This window comes from Leptobacterium flavescens (genome assembly GCF_010671605.1).
Lineage (GTDB): Bacteria > Bacteroidota > Bacteroidia > Flavobacteriales > Flavobacteriaceae > Leptobacterium > Leptobacterium flavescens.
The window spans coordinates 1-15952 of the sequence record NZ_JAABOO010000004.1 but is presented as its reverse complement, the minus strand read 5'-3'; the positions used below and the strand labels follow the sequence as shown (position 1 = coordinate 15952).

11 protein-coding genes and 1 rRNA gene are annotated in these 15952 nt (G+C 42.7%); 3 read left to right on the top strand and 9 right to left on the bottom strand.

The window, feature by feature from the left end; all coding sequences use genetic code 11:
• Positions 1-12 precede the first annotated feature (12 nt).
• Genes GWK08_RS16130 through GWK08_RS16110 form a run of 5 tightly spaced genes read right to left on the bottom strand, consistent with a single transcriptional unit; the run spans position 13 to position 4629 of the window.
• On the bottom strand, positions 13-915 hold the full coding sequence (locus GWK08_RS16130; protein ID WP_163608290.1) for an energy transducer TonB: 903 nt from the start codon (positions 913-915) through the stop codon (positions 13-15).
• Positions 916-1302 carry an ExbD/TolR family protein gene (locus GWK08_RS16125; protein ID WP_163608289.1) on the bottom strand — a complete coding sequence of 129 codons (387 nt, stop codon included), beginning with the start codon at positions 1300-1302 and terminating at the stop codon, positions 916-918.
• Positions 1303-1311: 9 nt separating this feature from the next.
• The gene (locus GWK08_RS16120; protein WP_163608288.1) at positions 1312-1998 is read right to left on the bottom strand and encodes a MotA/TolQ/ExbB proton channel family protein; all 687 of its coding nucleotides are present in this window, start codon (positions 1996-1998) and stop codon (positions 1312-1314) included.
• Positions 1999-2045: 47 nt separating this feature from the next.
• Positions 2046-3377 (bottom strand): sodium:proton antiporter NhaD, encoded by a 1332-nt coding sequence (gene nhaD / locus GWK08_RS16115; protein WP_163608287.1) that lies wholly within the window; start codon positions 3375-3377, stop codon positions 2046-2048.
• Positions 3378-3402: 25 nt separating this feature from the next.
• Positions 3403-4629 carry a Glu/Leu/Phe/Val dehydrogenase dimerization domain-containing protein gene (locus tag GWK08_RS16110; protein WP_163608286.1) on the bottom strand — a complete coding sequence of 409 codons (1227 nt, stop codon included), beginning with the start codon at positions 4627-4629 and terminating at the stop codon, positions 3403-3405.
• 234 nt (positions 4630-4863) lie between these two features.
• Here GWK08_RS16110 and GWK08_RS16105 point away from each other — a divergent pair, with 234 nt between their 5' ends.
• The 3 genes from GWK08_RS16105 to GWK08_RS16095 all read left to right on the top strand — a co-directional run bounded on the left by GWK08_RS16105 (position 4864) and on the right by GWK08_RS16095 (position 12330).
• Positions 4864-6006: an acyl-CoA dehydrogenase gene (locus GWK08_RS16105; RefSeq protein WP_163608285.1), complete on the top strand. Its 1143-nt coding sequence runs from the start codon at positions 4864-4866 to the stop codon at positions 6004-6006.
• Positions 6007-6345: 339 nt separating this feature from the next.
• Entirely contained in the window at positions 6346-10869 is a 4524-nt protein-coding gene (gene gltB / locus GWK08_RS16100; protein ID WP_163608284.1) for a glutamate synthase large subunit, read from the top strand.
• 3 nt (positions 10870-10872) lie between these two features.
• Positions 10873-12330 carry a glutamate synthase subunit beta gene (locus GWK08_RS16095; RefSeq protein WP_163608283.1) on the top strand — a complete coding sequence of 486 codons (1458 nt, stop codon included), beginning with the start codon at positions 10873-10875 and terminating at the stop codon, positions 12328-12330.
• On the opposite strand, the gene GWK08_RS16090 is transcribed toward GWK08_RS16095, so the two are convergent.
• From GWK08_RS16090 to rrf, 4 genes are all read right to left on the bottom strand, one after another.
• Positions 12331-13203, bottom strand: coding sequence for a sugar phosphate nucleotidyltransferase (locus GWK08_RS16090; protein WP_163608282.1), 873 nt, complete (start codon positions 13201-13203; stop codon positions 12331-12333).
• A 5-nt stretch (positions 13204-13208) separates the two neighbouring features.
• A complete protein-coding gene (locus GWK08_RS16085) occupies positions 13209-14297 on the bottom strand; it encodes a mevalonate kinase family protein (protein ID WP_163608281.1) in 1089 nt (362 codons plus the stop codon).
• A gap of 23 nt (positions 14298-14320) precedes the next feature.
• Positions 14321-15688: a Gfo/Idh/MocA family protein gene (locus tag GWK08_RS16080; RefSeq protein WP_163608280.1), complete on the bottom strand. Its 1368-nt coding sequence runs from the start codon at positions 15686-15688 to the stop codon at positions 14321-14323.
• Positions 15689-15831: 143 nt separating this feature from the next.
• A 5S ribosomal RNA gene (gene rrf, locus GWK08_RS16075) occupies positions 15832-15939 on the bottom strand.
• Positions 15940-15952: the final 13 nt, after the last annotated feature.

The following is a 15952-nucleotide window of genomic DNA, read 5'->3' as shown; positions in this document are numbered from 1 at the left end:
GGTAAATGAAGTTTATTCTCCCAGCTTAAAGTTCACGACAACAAAACCTATCTGACGTGAAGGAGCTTTGGAATCGAAATTCCACTTATGCATAAAAGCAGTTCTTTTAGCAGGCTCCAAAAGGCAGGGATGATTATTGGTAGTTCCCCGAACTCCGGGGACCGCATTTATTACTTTTCCAGATTTGTCTACTTCTATTTTAACTACAACCGTTCCTGACTCATTACATTCCTGCTGTACTTTTCCTCTACTCACCAGAGAGCGACCGTTGAGGCCGTAACCTACGCCACCTCCTCCGCTTCCGGGAGTTCCGTAATAACTACTGGCATACGGATCTCCATCAGGATTTCCTTTATCGCCCGGTCTGTTATCGTCTCCTTCACTACCGGTAGCATCGCCATCAGATTTATTTAACCCGCCCATTAACTGATCGAGTTTTTTTCTTTTGGCATCCTGCTCCCGCTTTAATCGCTCCTCAGCTTCTCTCTTTTCTCTTTCTTTCCTCTCTGCCTCAGCTTTTGCTTTTCTGGCTTCCTCTTCCGCTTTCCGCTGTGCCTCTTTCTGTTTTTTAATACGGATGGATTCTTCATTATCCTCCGTAAGCACATCTTCTGCTTTTTCCTCTACCTTTTCCGGTTCTGCAACTTCTTCAGGTTTTACCTCTTCTTCCTGGACTTCTTCCTTTTTGGTTTCTTCCTGAATAGGTTTGGGAATAGGCTTGGACCTTATTTTTTCCTTGGGCTGTACTTTTCCACTACCGAAGTTGGTAGTTCCGAAGTTTACAGATATTCCGCTTTCCGGCGGTGGATCGAGATACTTAAGACCGAAATAAAACAACAGAATGATCAGTGCCGTTAACAATACCGTAGTTAACGTAAATGATTTCTTCTTATGTCTTGTATCTAAAAATGACATTTAGTTAGGTCTTACTGCCAGGATCACTTTAAAGTCGTTTTGCTTTGCTATATCCATAACGTTTACCGCTTTTTCAATAGGTACGCTCTCTTCAGCTCTTAAAATGATCGTAGGCTTATCTACTCCTTTTAATTTTCTTTTTAATTCGATCTCCAGAAATTCCGGATTAACCTTTTGACTGTCTATATAATAATCCAGGTTTCTATTTATACTTACGGCCACATTCTGCGTATTGGTCGATTTTCCTTTGGCTTTTGGTAGCAAAAGGTCCAATGCATTGGGCGAATTGGCAGTCAGCATAAAGAAAACCAGTAACAGAAATACTATATCTGTCATGGATGACATGCTGAATTCGGGAGATACCTTATTTCTACCTTTTAATTTCATAGAGATGCATTAAGCAGGTTCGTTAAGTAAATCCAGGAATTCCACAGCATTTGCTTCCATCTGGTGAACTACTTTATCCGTTCTAACCACCAGGTGGTTATATCCGATATAGGCGATAATACCAACCACCAGACCGGCTACCGTAGTAGTCATTGCGGTATAGATCCCTGATGCCAGAGAACCCATTTCCGCCTGTCCTCCACTGCTTGCCATTTGATGGAAAGCTAAAATCATACCAATTACTGTTCCGAGGAACCCGATCATAGGAGCTGCTCCGGCTACTGTTGCCAGAATACTAACATTTCGCTCCAGTTTATACACTTCAAGTGTTCCTGCATTCTCAATGGCCTTATTGATATCGTCAAGGGGTTTTCCGATACGGGAGATCCCTTTTTCGGTAAGCCTGGCCACAGGAGAATCTGTTTGAGCACACAGGATCTTAGCAGCTTCCAGTTTTCCGGAAGATACATGATCCCTGATCTGATTCATAAAATTCTTATCGATCTTTGACGCTGCCTTAATGGCAAAAGTACGTTCAAAATAAATATAAAGTGCCACAAATAACAGCACGAACAATATTCCGATAATAATCATACTTCCCGTACCACCATTAACGATAAGGTCGGCTACGGAAAGTGTTTTCTCTTCAGGAAGTGTTTCAAGCAACTCTTGTGCTTCTTCTTGTAATAATAACATAGCTATTGGTCAAAAGTTTTATTAATAACGACAGATTGGGGATTAAATTATATCAGTACAAAATCTCTGAGTAATATAAAAGCAACGGCTCCGGCAGCAAATCCTATAAATGCCAGCCAGGTGATTTTTCTAAGGTACCAGAAAAAGTCTATTTTTTCCATTCCCATAGCTACAACTCCGGCAGCAGAACCGATGATTAGCATACTACCACCCGTTCCGGCAGAATATGCGATAAAATGCCATAGCGGATTATCAATACCCTCCGAGAACATTCCCATACTGGCAGCTACCAGAGGAACATTATCTATGATTGCCGAACCAACTCCAAGCAGCATCACTACAATATCTGTATTCGGGATAGCTTCATTAAGACCTTCGGCAAAATGGAATAACTGTCCGAGAGATTCCAGGGCCGCTACAGCCATTAAGATCCCCAGGAAGAACAGGATACTCGGTAATTCGATCTTGGATAATGAAGAATGTACCGGGCTATGATGTGCAGCTTCGTCACTTTCTTCATCTACATGAGAAACACTGAATTTGGTTCCACTATAGATCTCTGCAAAAGTTGCTACCAATGCTAAAGACAGCATCATTCCCACATATGGTGGTAAATGGGTAATGGTCTTAAAAACAGGAACAAAAACAATTGCTCCCAAACCAAGGTAAAGCATGGTTCCTCCAAACTTAGATTTCTTCTCATTATCGTCTTCTATGCTTTCTTCCAGATTTCCACTAAAGGGTTTTAATCTTGACGCCACTATAGTTGGTAATGCAAAACATACTAGCGATGGTAACAGAACATGAAGTATAAGCTGGATCGTGGTAACCTTATCATCTATCCAAAGCATGGTAGTGGTAACGTCTCCAATAGGCGACCAGGCTCCTCCTGCATTTGCTGCAATAATAATAAGTCCGGCATACCACAGCCTTACTGTTTTGTCTGAGATGACCTTCTGTAATATGGTAATAAGTACAATAGTAGCAGTAAGGTTATCAATAATAGCAGACAGGATAAAACCTAAAATGGTAAAGATCCACAGGAGTTTCTTTTTACTCCTGGTCCTTATAAAACCTTTAATGGTCGCAAAACCGTTAAAATAATCAATGATCTCAACTATTGTCATTGCCCCGAGCAGGAAGACCAGGATCTCGGCCGTCTTTCCGAGGTGATGGAGCAGGATCTCATCCAGATGGGTCGGTTCCAGCTCTTTTAATTCGGCATTCACTTCAAAAACCGGCATATGAGTCAATGCAATAATAGCCCACAATAAAGCCATCATGGCAAGTGCAGGGATCAATTTGTCAATTTTCAGATTATGTTCGAGGGTTATTGCCAAATAACCAAGAACAAACACGATGATTACTATAGTTTCCATAAGGTTTGGATAGTTTTATTTTTCTTTAAATTAATTGTTTCAGTGCTATTTCAAAGGCGGTACTGCTTATCCTTGTTTTGGAAGCACTACGCCTGAATGAATTGGTCAATGCCTTTTTTATAATATCGGAGGTATCCTCGAAAATAGTTTCGTCTTCCATAGATACTCTTCGTTCCATAAAATATGCAAAGACCCTTGCCATACCACAATTCGATATAAAATCAGGGATAAGACTTACTCTTTCATCCGTGTATTCCATGATAGGACCAAAGAAGATCTCCTTATCCGCAAACGGAACATTAGCTCCACAGGATATCACTTCCAGGCCTGCATCTATCATTTGAGATATTTGTTCTTTGGTAATAAGGCGCGAAGCTGCGCATGGGGCAAATATCTCTGTAGGTAAGGTCCATACCCTTTTGTTTATTTCTTCAAAAGGAATAAGATTGTCGGCTTTGAGGGCATTGCCGTTCTTATTGAGGAAAAGCGTTCTTATCTCTTCAAAGGAAAATCCCTCTTCTTTAATAAGTCCGCCCCCTATATCGATGATCGCAACAATTTTAGCTCCCATCTGGGAAAGGTAGAATGCGGCAGCTGAGCCTACATTTCCGAATCCCTGTATGACAGCACGTTTTCCTTTAACATTTCCTCCGTAAATATCGTAATAGTGTTTTACGGATTCTGCCACCCCAAAACCGGTGATCATATCGGCAACGGTATACTTTCTCTGAACATCGGGAGAGTATTCATCACTCTCTATTACTTTGATCACTCCCTGACGCAACTGCCCGATTCGATTTATCTTATCGGCTTCCGTTGGTTTGAAATGTCCGTTAAAAACTCCTTCCTGCGGATGCCATACTCCACAATCTTCTGTAATTGGGATCACTTCATGGATCTCATCTACATTCAGATCGCCTCCGGTGCCGTAGTAATTTTTCAGCAAGGGGGAAACTGCTTTATACCAGCGTTCCAGGACTCCTTTTTTACGAGGGTCTCTGGGATTAAAATTAATCCCTGATTTGGCTCCACCAATAGTCGGGCCGGATACTGTAAATTTCACTTCCATGGTCTTTGCCAGGGAAACTACTTCATTCATATCAAGACCTTCGCGCATTCTGGTTCCTCCTCCTGCAGCACCGCCTCTCAACGAATTAATGACTGTCCAGCCTTCTGCTTCCGTTTCCGGATCTTTCCAATTAAAAACTATTTCTGGGGATTTATCTTCGTACTTCTTAAGTAGATCTTTCATTAAAATCATTTCTGTAGCGACAAATATAAAAAATTGTCCCCTGCTTTTTCTTCAGAATTTCGATGTTGTGGAAAAATATTTTAACTTTTTTTAAATATCTTGTAGAAATAATGTAAACGCCTCCCGAAAAAGTTTTTTACATATTCACAGAAAGAATTGGATTTGATTGAAAAATTCGCATTAAAAGCATATCTTTGAGCTCCTTTTTTAAAAAAACTGTAAATAAAGCAACTTATGGATTTTAATCTTTCCGAAGAACAATTGATGATTCGCCAGGCGGCAAGAGATTTTGCGCAGACAGAATTACTGCCAGGAGTGATCGAAAGAGACGAAAAGCAGGAGTTTCCTACCGAACAAATAAAGAAGATGGGAGAGCTTGGTTTTCTTGGGATGATGGTTTCACCGGAATACGGAGGAAGCGGACTTGATACCGTTTCTTATGCCCTTGCCATGGAAGAGATCTCTAAAATTGACGCATCGGCATCTGTAGTAATGAGTGTAAACAATTCCCTCGTATGCTGGGGACTTGAAAACTTCGGAACTGAAGAGCAAAAACAAAAATACCTGACAAAATTAGCTACGGGTGAAGTGATAGGTGCTTTCTGCCTTTCTGAACCTGAAGCAGGTAGTGATGCTACTTCGCAAAAAACAACCGCAATAGATAAAGGTGATCACTATTTATTGAACGGTACTAAAAACTGGATCACTAACGGTAGTTCTGCCGATGTGTATTTAGTTATTGCCCAGACCTATCCTGAAAAAGGCCATAAAGGTATCAACGCTCTGATCGTAGAGAAAGGTATGCCTGGTTTTGAGATCGGTCCTAAAGAGCAAAAACTGGGGATTCGCGGTTCGGATACTCACTCTCTATTGTTTACCGATGTAAAAGTTCCCAAGGAAAACAGAATAGGGGAAGATGGTTTCGGATTTAAGTTTGCCATGAAAACGCTATCGGGTGGTAGAATTGGTATTGCATCTCAGGCATTGGGTATTGCAGCCGGAGCTTATGACCTTGCCAGAGAATATTCTAAAGTAAGAAAGGCTTTCGGAACAGAGATCTGCAATCATCAGGCAATTGCTTTCAAGCTTGCAGATATGCACACCCAGATAGAAGCAGCTCGACACCTTGTGTTAAAGGCAGCATGGGATAAAGACAATGGTAGCAACTATGATCTTTCGGGAGCCGTAGCCAAATTATACGCTTCTCAGGTAGCAATGGATACTACGGTAGAAGCCGTACAGATCCACGGAGGAAACGGATATGTAAAAGAGTATCACGTAGAGCGTTTGATGAGAGATGCCAAGATTACTCAGATCTACGAAGGAACTTCCGAGATCCAGAAAATCGTAATTTCAAGAAGTGTATTAAGAGATTAATAATACGATCAGAATCATATAAAAAGGAGCAATTTAAAATTGCTCCTTTTTTTTATTTCTTTTAGCAATTAAAAAACGGATTTCAGAAGACACACCCCTATTAAAACACCATATTGACCTTATTTTTTTCTCTTTCGACCCCTTACCCCCTATCAAATTCCATTTAATTAAGAGCACATCCTTCTTTTTTTAACAAATTCTCAAATTTCGCCTTCTAAAATTCATTTTTTGAATTTTTAACAACGTTATTTTGATAATAATGAATTTCTTTCAACATAATTAAAAATTCATTAAATAATTATCATGTTTTTAAATAGTTTTGTTGAAATTATTCAAAATATGAGACTGAAAAAACAAGGACTTTATTCACCTGAATTTGAGCATGACAATTGCGGAGCAGGTTTTATTTGCAGCCTGAAAGGAGAAAAAACTCATGACATCATCCATAAAGCGCTTGATATTTTAGTCCGCCTTGAACACAGAGGAGCCGTAAGTGCCGACGGGAAGACCGGAGACGGAGCCGGAATACTCATTGAGATCCCTCACCGGTTCTTTAAAGATTCCTGTGAATTCGAATTACCGGAAGCCGGAAATTACGCTGTGGGAATGGTTTTTCTTCCCAAATCTGAAAATCAGGCTTGTATCTTTATGGAATGGTTCGATCTTCATATTTCGGAAGAGGGTCTGGAAGTTATAGGCTGGAGGGATGTCCCGGTAGATCATGATTGTGTGGGAGAGATCGCATCCAGGTCGGAACCACGGATAAAACAGGTTTTTATTCGTAAGAAAGATAATTCCTTGTCCGATTCCGAATTCAATGCCAGGCTTTTTTCAGCCAGAAAGATCTGTGAACACAGAGTTCTTGGCTCCGGATATTCGGAAGCAGATTATTTTTATTTCAGCAGTCTTTCCACAAGTACGATTATTTATAAAGGCCTCTTAAAGCCTCAGGATATAAGTATATACTATAAAGATCTTACCAGGGATGAAGTGGTTACCAAACTGGCCCTGGTACATCAACGCTTTTCCACCAACACCTTTCCCACCTGGGATCTGGCACAACCTTTCAGGTATATGTGTCATAACGGGGAGATCAATACCCTTAAAGGCAACCTTAGCAGGATGAAAGCCCGGGAAGAGCTTTTTAAAAGCGAACTTTTCGGGGAGAAGATCTCCCAAATACTTCCTGTAGTCCTTGAAGGGAAATCCGATTCGGCATCTATGGACATGGTCCTGGAACTATTGCTTCAAACCGGCAGATCCCTGCCCGAAGCCATGATGATGCTGGTTCCCGAAGCCTGGGAAAAACACGAATCCATGTCGGACGAGAAAAAAGCATTCTATGAATACAATGCATGTATCATGGAACCCTGGGACGGTCCGGCTTCCATTCCGTTTACAGACGGGAATTATATCGGAGCGCTACTGGACAGGAATGGGCTCCGCCCTTCACGCTACACTGTTACAAAAAGTGGTTATGTGGTCATGTCATCGGAAACCGGGGTCATCGATATCAAACCGGAAAATGTTATTTTCCATGGAAGGCTGGAGCCCGGAAAAATGTTCCTGGTAGATATGAATGAAGGCAGGATCATTGAAGATGAAGAAGTGAAATACAGCATTGTTTCCAAACATCCGTACAGGGAATGGTTAAACGAACATTTATTGCCTTTATCGTCTGTTCCTTATACCGGGAATAAAACCCCTGTTGAAAAAACAGATATTCTAAGCAGGCAAAGACTCTTCGGGTATACCCTGGAGGACATCAGCACTGTTATAAGTCCGATGGCTGCTAAAGGCAAAGAAGCGATAGGTTCTATGGGGACAGACACTCCTCTGGCCGTACTTTCGGATAAACCTCAATTACTATACAACTACTTCAAGCAACTTTTTGCCCAGGTAACCAATCCACCTCTTGACGGTATACGTGAGGAGATTATCACCGACACCAGTTTATCCGTAGGTGAAGACCGGAATATCTTTAACATTACGCCTGAGCACTGTAAAAAACTTCGTATACAAAACCCCGTGATCTCCAATGAAGATCTCGATAAAATAAAATATATAGAACATCCCGATTTCAAGGCAAAATCCGTCTCTATTCTATACGGTATTGATAAAGGTCTCAACGGCCTGGAAGCGCGATTGGAGGAGATGGTATCTGAAATCGTCAGCTCGGTAGATGAGGGTTGTAATATTATAATACTTTCCGACAGGAATACAGATCGTGAAAATGCTCCTATCCCGGCCCTTCTTGCCTGTTCCTATGTACATCACGCCCTTAGGAAAAGTAAAAAAAGATCTGCCATCGGCATCGTAATAGAATCGGCCGAACCCAGAGAGCCTCATCATTTTGCTGCTCTCTTCGGATACGGAGCCAGTGCAGTAAACCCGTATATGGTGAATGAAATTATAGGGCAATTATCCAAAGAAAACAAAACCGGAGGGTTAAATACAGAGGAGGCAATCAGCAACTTCAATACAGCTATTGCCAAAGGCATGATCAAGATCATGAACAAAATAGGGATCTCAACCCTGCACTCCTACCGGGGAGCTCAGATCTTCGAAGCCCTAGGGCTGAGCAAAGCATTTGTCAACAAATATTTTTGCAATACCCCTTCCCGTATTGAAGGAATCGGCTTGTACGAAATTGAAAGAGAAATACGGAAAAGACATCAGCAGGCCTTTTATAAAAATTCATCCGATCCGGGATTAAAGCTGGACATCGGAGGGGATTACCGATGGAGAAGAAAAGGAGAACGTCATATGTTCAACCCTTCTACCGTTGCAAAACTCCAGCAAGCCGTCAGGCAGAATAAAACAGAGAGTTATCAGCAGTATGCTCAAATGATCAATGAACAGAGCAAAAAGCTTATGACCCTAAGGGGAATGTTTGAATTCAGGGAGCTGGACCCTGTTCCCATAGAGGAAGTAGAGCCATGGACGGAAATCGTTAAACGCTTTAAAACGGGGGCTATGTCTTTTGGTTCTATCAGTAGGGAAGCCCATGAAAATCTGGCCATTGCCATGAACAGAATAGGAGGCAAAAGCAATTCGGGAGAAGGAGGTGAAGATCCCAGACGTTTTAACAAAGACCTGGATGGCAACTGGAGAAACAGCGCCATTAAGCAGGTAGCTTCCGGCCGGTTCGGAGTAAGCATAGATTATCTGAGTAGTGCAGAAGAGATCCAGATCAAGATGGCCCAGGGGGCCAAACCGGGAGAAGGGGGTCAATTACCAGGCCCTAAAGTAAATCACGAGATTGCCAAAACACGAAACTCAACTCCCTATGTAGGGCTTATTTCACCGCCGCCACATCACGATATTTACTCCATTGAAGACCTGGCCCAATTGATCTTCGATCTTAAAAATGCCAATCGCAAAGCCAGGATCAACGTAAAACTGGTTTCGGAAGCAGGAGTAGGTACCATTGCAGCCGGTGTTGCCAAAGCCAAAGCGGATGTCATACTAATTTCCGGATACGATGGAGGAACCGGAGCCTCTCCCCTTACTTCATTGAAACATGCCGGGCTTCCCTGGGAACTGGGGATTGCAGAGGCCCAGCAAACCCTGGTCCTGAATAATTTAAGAAACAGGGTAGCCATAGAATGTGACGGGCAGTTAAAAACAGGAAGAGATGTCGCTATTGCATGTTTGCTGGGAGCCGAAGAGTTTGGCTTTGCAACAGCACCTTTGGTGGCTTCAGGATGTATTATGATGAGAGCCTGTCACCTTAATACCTGCCCTGTTGGGATCGCTACTCAGGATCCCGAACTCCGAAAGAACTTTAAGGGCAGTCCGGAACACGTTATCAATTTTATGTATTTCGTTGCCCAGGAGCTGAGGGAGATCATGGCATCATTAGGATTCCGCACCATTAACGAGATGGTCGGGAAAAGTGAGAAACTCAATATGAACAAAGCCATAGAACACTATAAAGCCAGAGGCATTGATCTTTCTGCTATTCTTTACAAACCGATGGTAAAGGAAAATACCGCTTTATACAACTGCGAAGAGCAGGATCATGAATTAGCGGAAGTCCTGGATTTTAAGATCCTTAAAAAGGCGCATCCTGCTATTTACAGAAAAGAGAAGATGTCTCTGGATTTTACCATTGGAAACACCGACAGGACGACCGGGGCGATCTTAAGTAATGAAATTTCCAGGATCCATGGAAGAAAGGGATTGCCCGAAGATACATTGAATCTGAATTTCCACGGTTCTGCAGGGCAAAGTTTCGGTGCTTTTGCCACTAAAGGACTCACCTTTAAAGTAACAGGTAATACCAATGACTATCTGGGAAAAGGACTTTCGGGCGGGAAACTCATCATCAAAACCCCGGAAAATGCATCCATACGCGCAGATAAAAATGTCATTACGGGAAATGTGGCTTTATACGGAGCAACTTCCGGAGAGGTTTATATTAACGGAATAGCAGGCGAGCGTTTCTGTGTGAGGAATTCGGGGGCCAAAGCCGTTGTGGAAGGTATCGGGGATCACGGATGTGAATATATGACCGGGGGAATAGCGGTTATCCTAGGTAAAACAGGGAGAAACTTCGCGGCCGGGATGAGTGGGGGTATCGCTTATATTTTTGATGAGAAAAACGATTACAGCAAGAGTAATCTCAATATGGAAATGATAGAGCTCGAGCCACTTTCCGATGAGGACAAGGAAGAAATAAAAACTCTGCTAACTGCGCATTACCGGTATACTTCCAGCCAAAAAGCTCAGAAAATATTGAGTGAGTGGGGAAAACAGCATAAAAAGTTCATCAAAATAATGCCGACGGAGTACAAAAAAGCGCTGGAGATCCTGGCTGCCGAAAAAGACGCGAATAACACAGAATTAATATCAGCTTAGATCATGGGAAAATTAGGAGGTTTTAAAGAATTTGAAAGAACAGCAGAACGTACCATTGCGGTTGAAAAACGGGTAAAGAACTACAGGGAATTTACCATAGAATTAAACAAACAGCAACTGAATGAACAGGGAGCCCGATGTATGGATTGCGGGTTACCTTTCTGCCATAGTGGTTGCCCACTCGGGAACCTGATCCCGGATTTTAACGATGCCGTATACAAAAACAACTGGCAGGAAGCCCTGGAGATCCTGCACTCCACTAATAATTTCCCTGAATTTACCGGAAGGTTATGCCCCGCTCCCTGCGAATCGGCCTGTGTCCTGGGTATTATAAAACCTTCGGTCTCTATCGAGCTGATTGAAAAATATATCGTTGAGAGAGGCTTTAAAGAAGGATGGATAAAAGCTCAATTGCCGCTAAGGAGAACAGGTAAAAAGGCAGCTGTAATCGGTTCCGGTCCGGCAGGACTGGCTGCAGCGCAGCAACTGAACAGGGCCGGGCACACTGTAACGGTTTTTGAAAGAGATCAGAAACCGGGAGGCCTATTGAGGTACGGCATCCCTGATTTTAAACTGGAGAAATCGGTTATCGACAGAAGGTTAGCCATTCTTGAAGAAGAAGGCATCACTTTTAAAACCAATGTTCATGTCGGGGTGAATTACAAAGCGGAAAAACTAAAAGCATTTGATGCCGTGGTTCTCTGCGGAGGCGCCACCAACAAAAGAAACCTTCCGATACCCGGTTCTGAAACCCGGGGAGTGGTTCAGGCGATGGATTTCCTCAAGCATAATAACGAAGTGATAGATGGTCTTCAGGAACCCATAGATAAATTTTCGGCTGAAGGAAAAAATGTTATCGTGATCGGTGGAGGGGATACAGGCTCCGATTGTGTAGGGACCTCAAACAGGCATGGTGCACTCTCGGTAACTAATTTTGAGATCATGCCTATGCCTTCGGGAGAACGAACCAAAGAAAACCCATGGCCTTTCTGGCCCTTTACCCTAAAAACAAGTACATCTCATGAGGAAGGCTGTAACCGGAACTGGAGTATTGCCACCAAGGAATTCGTAACCGATGAAAACGATCAGCTGATCGCTTTGAAGACTATAGAAGTGGAATGGGTAAGTGAAAACGGAATGCGCCCTCAGTTAAAAGAAAAAGCGGGAACGGAAAAGATCTGGCCTTGCGATCTCGCTCTCCTGGCATTGGGTTTTACAGGACCTGAAAAAACACTGGTGGAACAATTAGGGTTAAATACAGATAACAGAAGTAATGTAAACAGCAATAATTATCAAACCAATATTCCGAATATCTTTACAGCAGGCGATATGAGAAGAGGGCAATCCCTGATTGTCTGGGCCATCTCCGAAGGCAGGGAAGCAGCTCATTATGTAGATCGTTATCTGATGGGAACTTCAGAGCTTCCGCTAAAAGGGGAAGGAGATCTTCCGGCTGCCTGATCATTCATCCCATTTTAATCCGGAGTAATGCGTATCGATATAATTTTTCATTCGTTCGATATCGTCTTTAGAGGTCAGGTCCGGAACATGCTCTGATGCCGGGACTCCTTTAACCGAAGAAGGGTGGTCTTGCACCATATTCAGCAGTGCGGTCGGCAATTCCTTTTCATTGCGTTTTTTGTTGACGGGACAGTTGATTACATAGGTATTGAACATGGGTCCTGAAAATTTAAAAATATTCATACTCACCCTGATCTTTCCCGTATCATCCTTATACAATTTGCTTTTCTGCGGATCAGGCTTTTCAATAATATCTACCAGAAAACCATCTTTATCCAACGAAGCAAGTGCAAATTGCGCTATCCGCTCCGTACTGAATAAAAGAGCATCCCTGTCGTATGCAATAAAGGCATTCGGGCTTTGTGTCATTCTCAGCGCCTTAAGTACAGATTCCGAATACAAATTATCGCTGTTGCAAACCGTATACGTCCTGTTATTCAGCTCAGGATATTGGGAAACAGCCTGACTCACCGCATCGGCAGTTCCAAAGGGTTTTTCCCTTCCTTCCGGAATATACTGAACAGCATAGTTAATGGTTAGTCCGTGAAAATTATTGGCTTTTTTCTTTTCACCGTAGAACTCCTGTATTAGTTGTTCTTTTCCCCCTATAACAATATAAACATCGGTATAACCTGCCCGTTTAGCATTGTACAGAAGGTAATCCATTAACGGTCTGCCATCCGGGTCAATACTGATTAAACCTTTGCTCCTGCTGTTGGCCTGGGCCGCCAGTTTCTCATCGGGTGCAGACATATTGCTTTTCTTCATTCTGGAAGATGCTCCTCCCGCGAGTATTATCAGATCCTGATGCATTTTTCTTATTTTAAAATTCTTACCCCCGGGTCTACATTAACCTTATATGCCGCCCTGGCTCCGGCATCCATTATGGCTCGTATAACTTTTTCCTGCTTATCTTCAGCAGCCAGAGCAACAATACTCCCTCCACCTCCGGAACCAACTATTTTTACTCCGTATGCCCCTGCTTTCAAGGCATTCTCAACCATTTTATCTATACGCGGCACCGTTACTTTCAATATATCCTTTAATATGGCATGATGTTCATTCATAAGGCGACCTATATTTTTCATATCCGGTTTATCGGTTTCGAATACTTCCAGGGCTTCTTTTGTGATCGAATAATTTTTCAAGGCCGCAAACAAATAGGGCTTCAGATCGTCCGGAACATATTGGGAAAGTTCTTCGTACTGTTTGAAATCCGAATTAATGATCTCAAATCCTGTTTTTTTCTGTTTAATATGATCAATTGCCTTTAACGCCAGGGATTTCAGGTTTCCTAAAGTTCCTATAGTTTCTTTTTTAACCCCTGACTCTCCTATTATAAGACCGCCCATACTATCGCCGATAATTTCAAAAGAAGCTTCTTTTCCGGTATTGATAAACAGCACATGTCCTAAACCAATGGCATATTGGTCCATCAGGCCTCCCGGTTCTCCGTGTTCCAGAACTTCGGCTTCATAGGCAATTCTTGCTGTTAATGATGGAGTAATTTCCCTATCAGCTCCAAAAGCTTCCAGTAGAAAAGCTATCCAGGCCATGACCACTGCAGAGGAACTGGATACTCCTGCATTGATAGGCAAGTCTCCTTTTATCTCAATATCATAGCCTTTATCCGGAATACAACCGTACCTTCTGAGTACTTTGAGGGCAGAAGCAAAATAATCGCGATGCTCCAAAACCTCAAAGGTCTGATCTATATCGATCTCTCTTTTTTTGTTGATATCCGGCAGGTCCAATCTGAACCGGGATGTTTCATTCTCTTCTGCTTTTAAGCTGATGTATTTATCGATAGCGCAAGCTATAACCGGTAACCCCAGATAGTCCTGATGATCTCCGAACAAACAGGTTCTTCCGGGAGCCAGGACCTGTATACGGCTTTTGTTATTCATGGGCAGTTGTAAAATTTACACTTTTAATAAGTGTCTTTGATCCAGTTATACGGTTTGCGTTTTATCCATAGTCCCCTTGTAAAATCGGGGAAGTCCTGAGGTTCTCCATTATTTTCGATAGAGAGTTCCGACAACGGTGTTATAGCACTCCAGGCTGCTGCATCGTATACATCCAGAGGTGGTGCAATATTCTGTTTTGCAGATTCGACAAAAGCATGGATCACAAAGAAATCCATTCCTCCGTGTCCGGCACCGGTAGCATGCTCTCCATATTTCTGCCATAAAGGATGGTCATATTTCTTGAGCCATTCGTCTGCTGCATCCCATCTGTGAGGCTCAGATTTCCCCTCTATATATATCCGGTTTCCATCAACCTCCCAGAGTCCGTTTGCTCCCTGAACCCTGAATCCGAGTGAATACGGGCGCGGGAGGTTACAATCGTGGGTCACGATAATGGTCTCTCCCGTAGCGGTCTCTATGGTAGAAGTAATAACATCTCCCTGCTTGAATTTTACTTTGGCATTGGGGTGATCTTTTCCTCCGTGCTTTACAATATAATTATGAAGGCCTATGCTCTTGGTGGCATTAGAGGTAAGCGACAGGAAACGGTTCCCTCTGTTAATATCGCACATGGTAGCGATCGGCCCCACGCCGTGAGTAGGATAAACATCGGCATTTCTGGATACGGAATGCTGTGTTCTCCATTTTGATTCGGAAATTCCCTTTTCCCCGAATTCCACACCCTTTCCATAGGCTGTTTTTCCGTCGTTGAGCTTTACAAATCTTAAATCATGCTGATATCCGCACCTGAAATGTACCAGTTCTCCGAAAACATTCTGTCTTACCATATTGAGGACCGCCATGATATCTCTCCTGTAATTCACATTTTCCAGGATCATCAGATGAGTTCCTGTTTTCTCATGAACGTTCACCAGGTCCCAGCATTCTTCCAATGTATTAGCGGCAGAAACTTCCAGGCCGGTGTATTTACCTGCTTCCATTGCATCTTTAGCCATACGGGCATGCCACAACCAGGGAGTAGATATAATAACCGCATCCACATCTTTCAGCTCCAGAAGATTCCTGTAATCGTATTCATCCTTCCCGAATACTTCCGGTTTCGGTTCTCCGGCTTCTTTAATAGCCTTGAGAGAGATATCTATTCTTGCAGGATCTATATCGCAGATGGCTGTTACCAGGACATCATCTCTTAAAAGGACATTCTTTAAATGATTAGTCCCTCTTAGTCCTACGCCTATCAGCCCCAGTTTGAGCTTATCCTTCTTATTACTATTGATATTTCCAAAGGTCAGGCTTGGAGCTACGGATATCCCTGCTCCCACTATGGCAGATCTCTTAATAAAGTTTCGCCTGGATTTTTTTGTGTTCATTCCGGTGGTTTTTAGATTTCATATAAAAATATGATCTAAAATATAAAGTTTTGAAAATATAGGAAGGAAAGTTTTCGGGATAGGTCGGAAAGCTTAATTTTATCCAAAAAAAAAGCGTCTATCCAAAGATAAACGCTTTTCAAAGAAGGCGGCGACATACTCTCCCGGTTGCCCAGTACCATCTGCGCTGATGGGCTTAACTACTCTGTTCGGAATGGTAAGAGGTGAGCCCCATCGCTATAACCACCTTAAATCGTCTGTTGC

Excerpts from the sequence above, each read along its gene's own strand:
- GWK08_RS16085 (WP_163608281.1), bottom strand. The coding sequence starts at position 14,297 with ATGAATAACAAAAGCCGTATACAGGTCCTGGCTCCCGGAAGAACCTGT.
- GWK08_RS16110 (WP_163608286.1), bottom strand. The coding sequence starts at position 4,629 with ATGAAAGATCTACTTAAGAAGTACGAAGATAAATCCCCAGAAATAGTT.
- nhaD (WP_163608287.1), bottom strand. The coding sequence starts at position 3,377 with ATGGAAACTATAGTAATCATCGTGTTTGTTCTTGGTTATTTGGCAATA.
- GWK08_RS16105 (WP_163608285.1), top strand. The coding sequence starts at position 4,864 with ATGGATTTTAATCTTTCCGAAGAACAATTGATGATTCGCCAGGCGGCA.
- GWK08_RS16125 (WP_163608289.1), bottom strand. The coding sequence starts at position 1,302 with ATGAAATTAAAAGGTAGAAATAAGGTATCTCCCGAATTCAGCATGTCA.
- GWK08_RS16130 (WP_163608290.1), bottom strand. The coding sequence starts at position 915 with ATGTCATTTTTAGATACAAGACATAAGAAGAAATCATTTACGTTAACT.
- gltB (WP_163608284.1), top strand. The coding sequence starts at position 6,346 with ATGAGACTGAAAAAACAAGGACTTTATTCACCTGAATTTGAGCATGAC.
- GWK08_RS16120 (WP_163608288.1), bottom strand. The coding sequence starts at position 1,998 with ATGTTATTATTACAAGAAGAAGCACAAGAGTTGCTTGAAACACTTCCT.
- GWK08_RS16080 (WP_163608280.1), bottom strand. The coding sequence starts at position 15,688 with ATGAACACAAAAAAATCCAGGCGAAACTTTATTAAGAGATCTGCCATA.
- GWK08_RS16090 (WP_163608282.1), bottom strand. The coding sequence starts at position 13,203 with ATGCATCAGGATCTGATAATACTCGCGGGAGGAGCATCTTCCAGAATG.
- GWK08_RS16095 (WP_163608283.1), top strand. The coding sequence starts at position 10,873 with ATGGGAAAATTAGGAGGTTTTAAAGAATTTGAAAGAACAGCAGAACGT.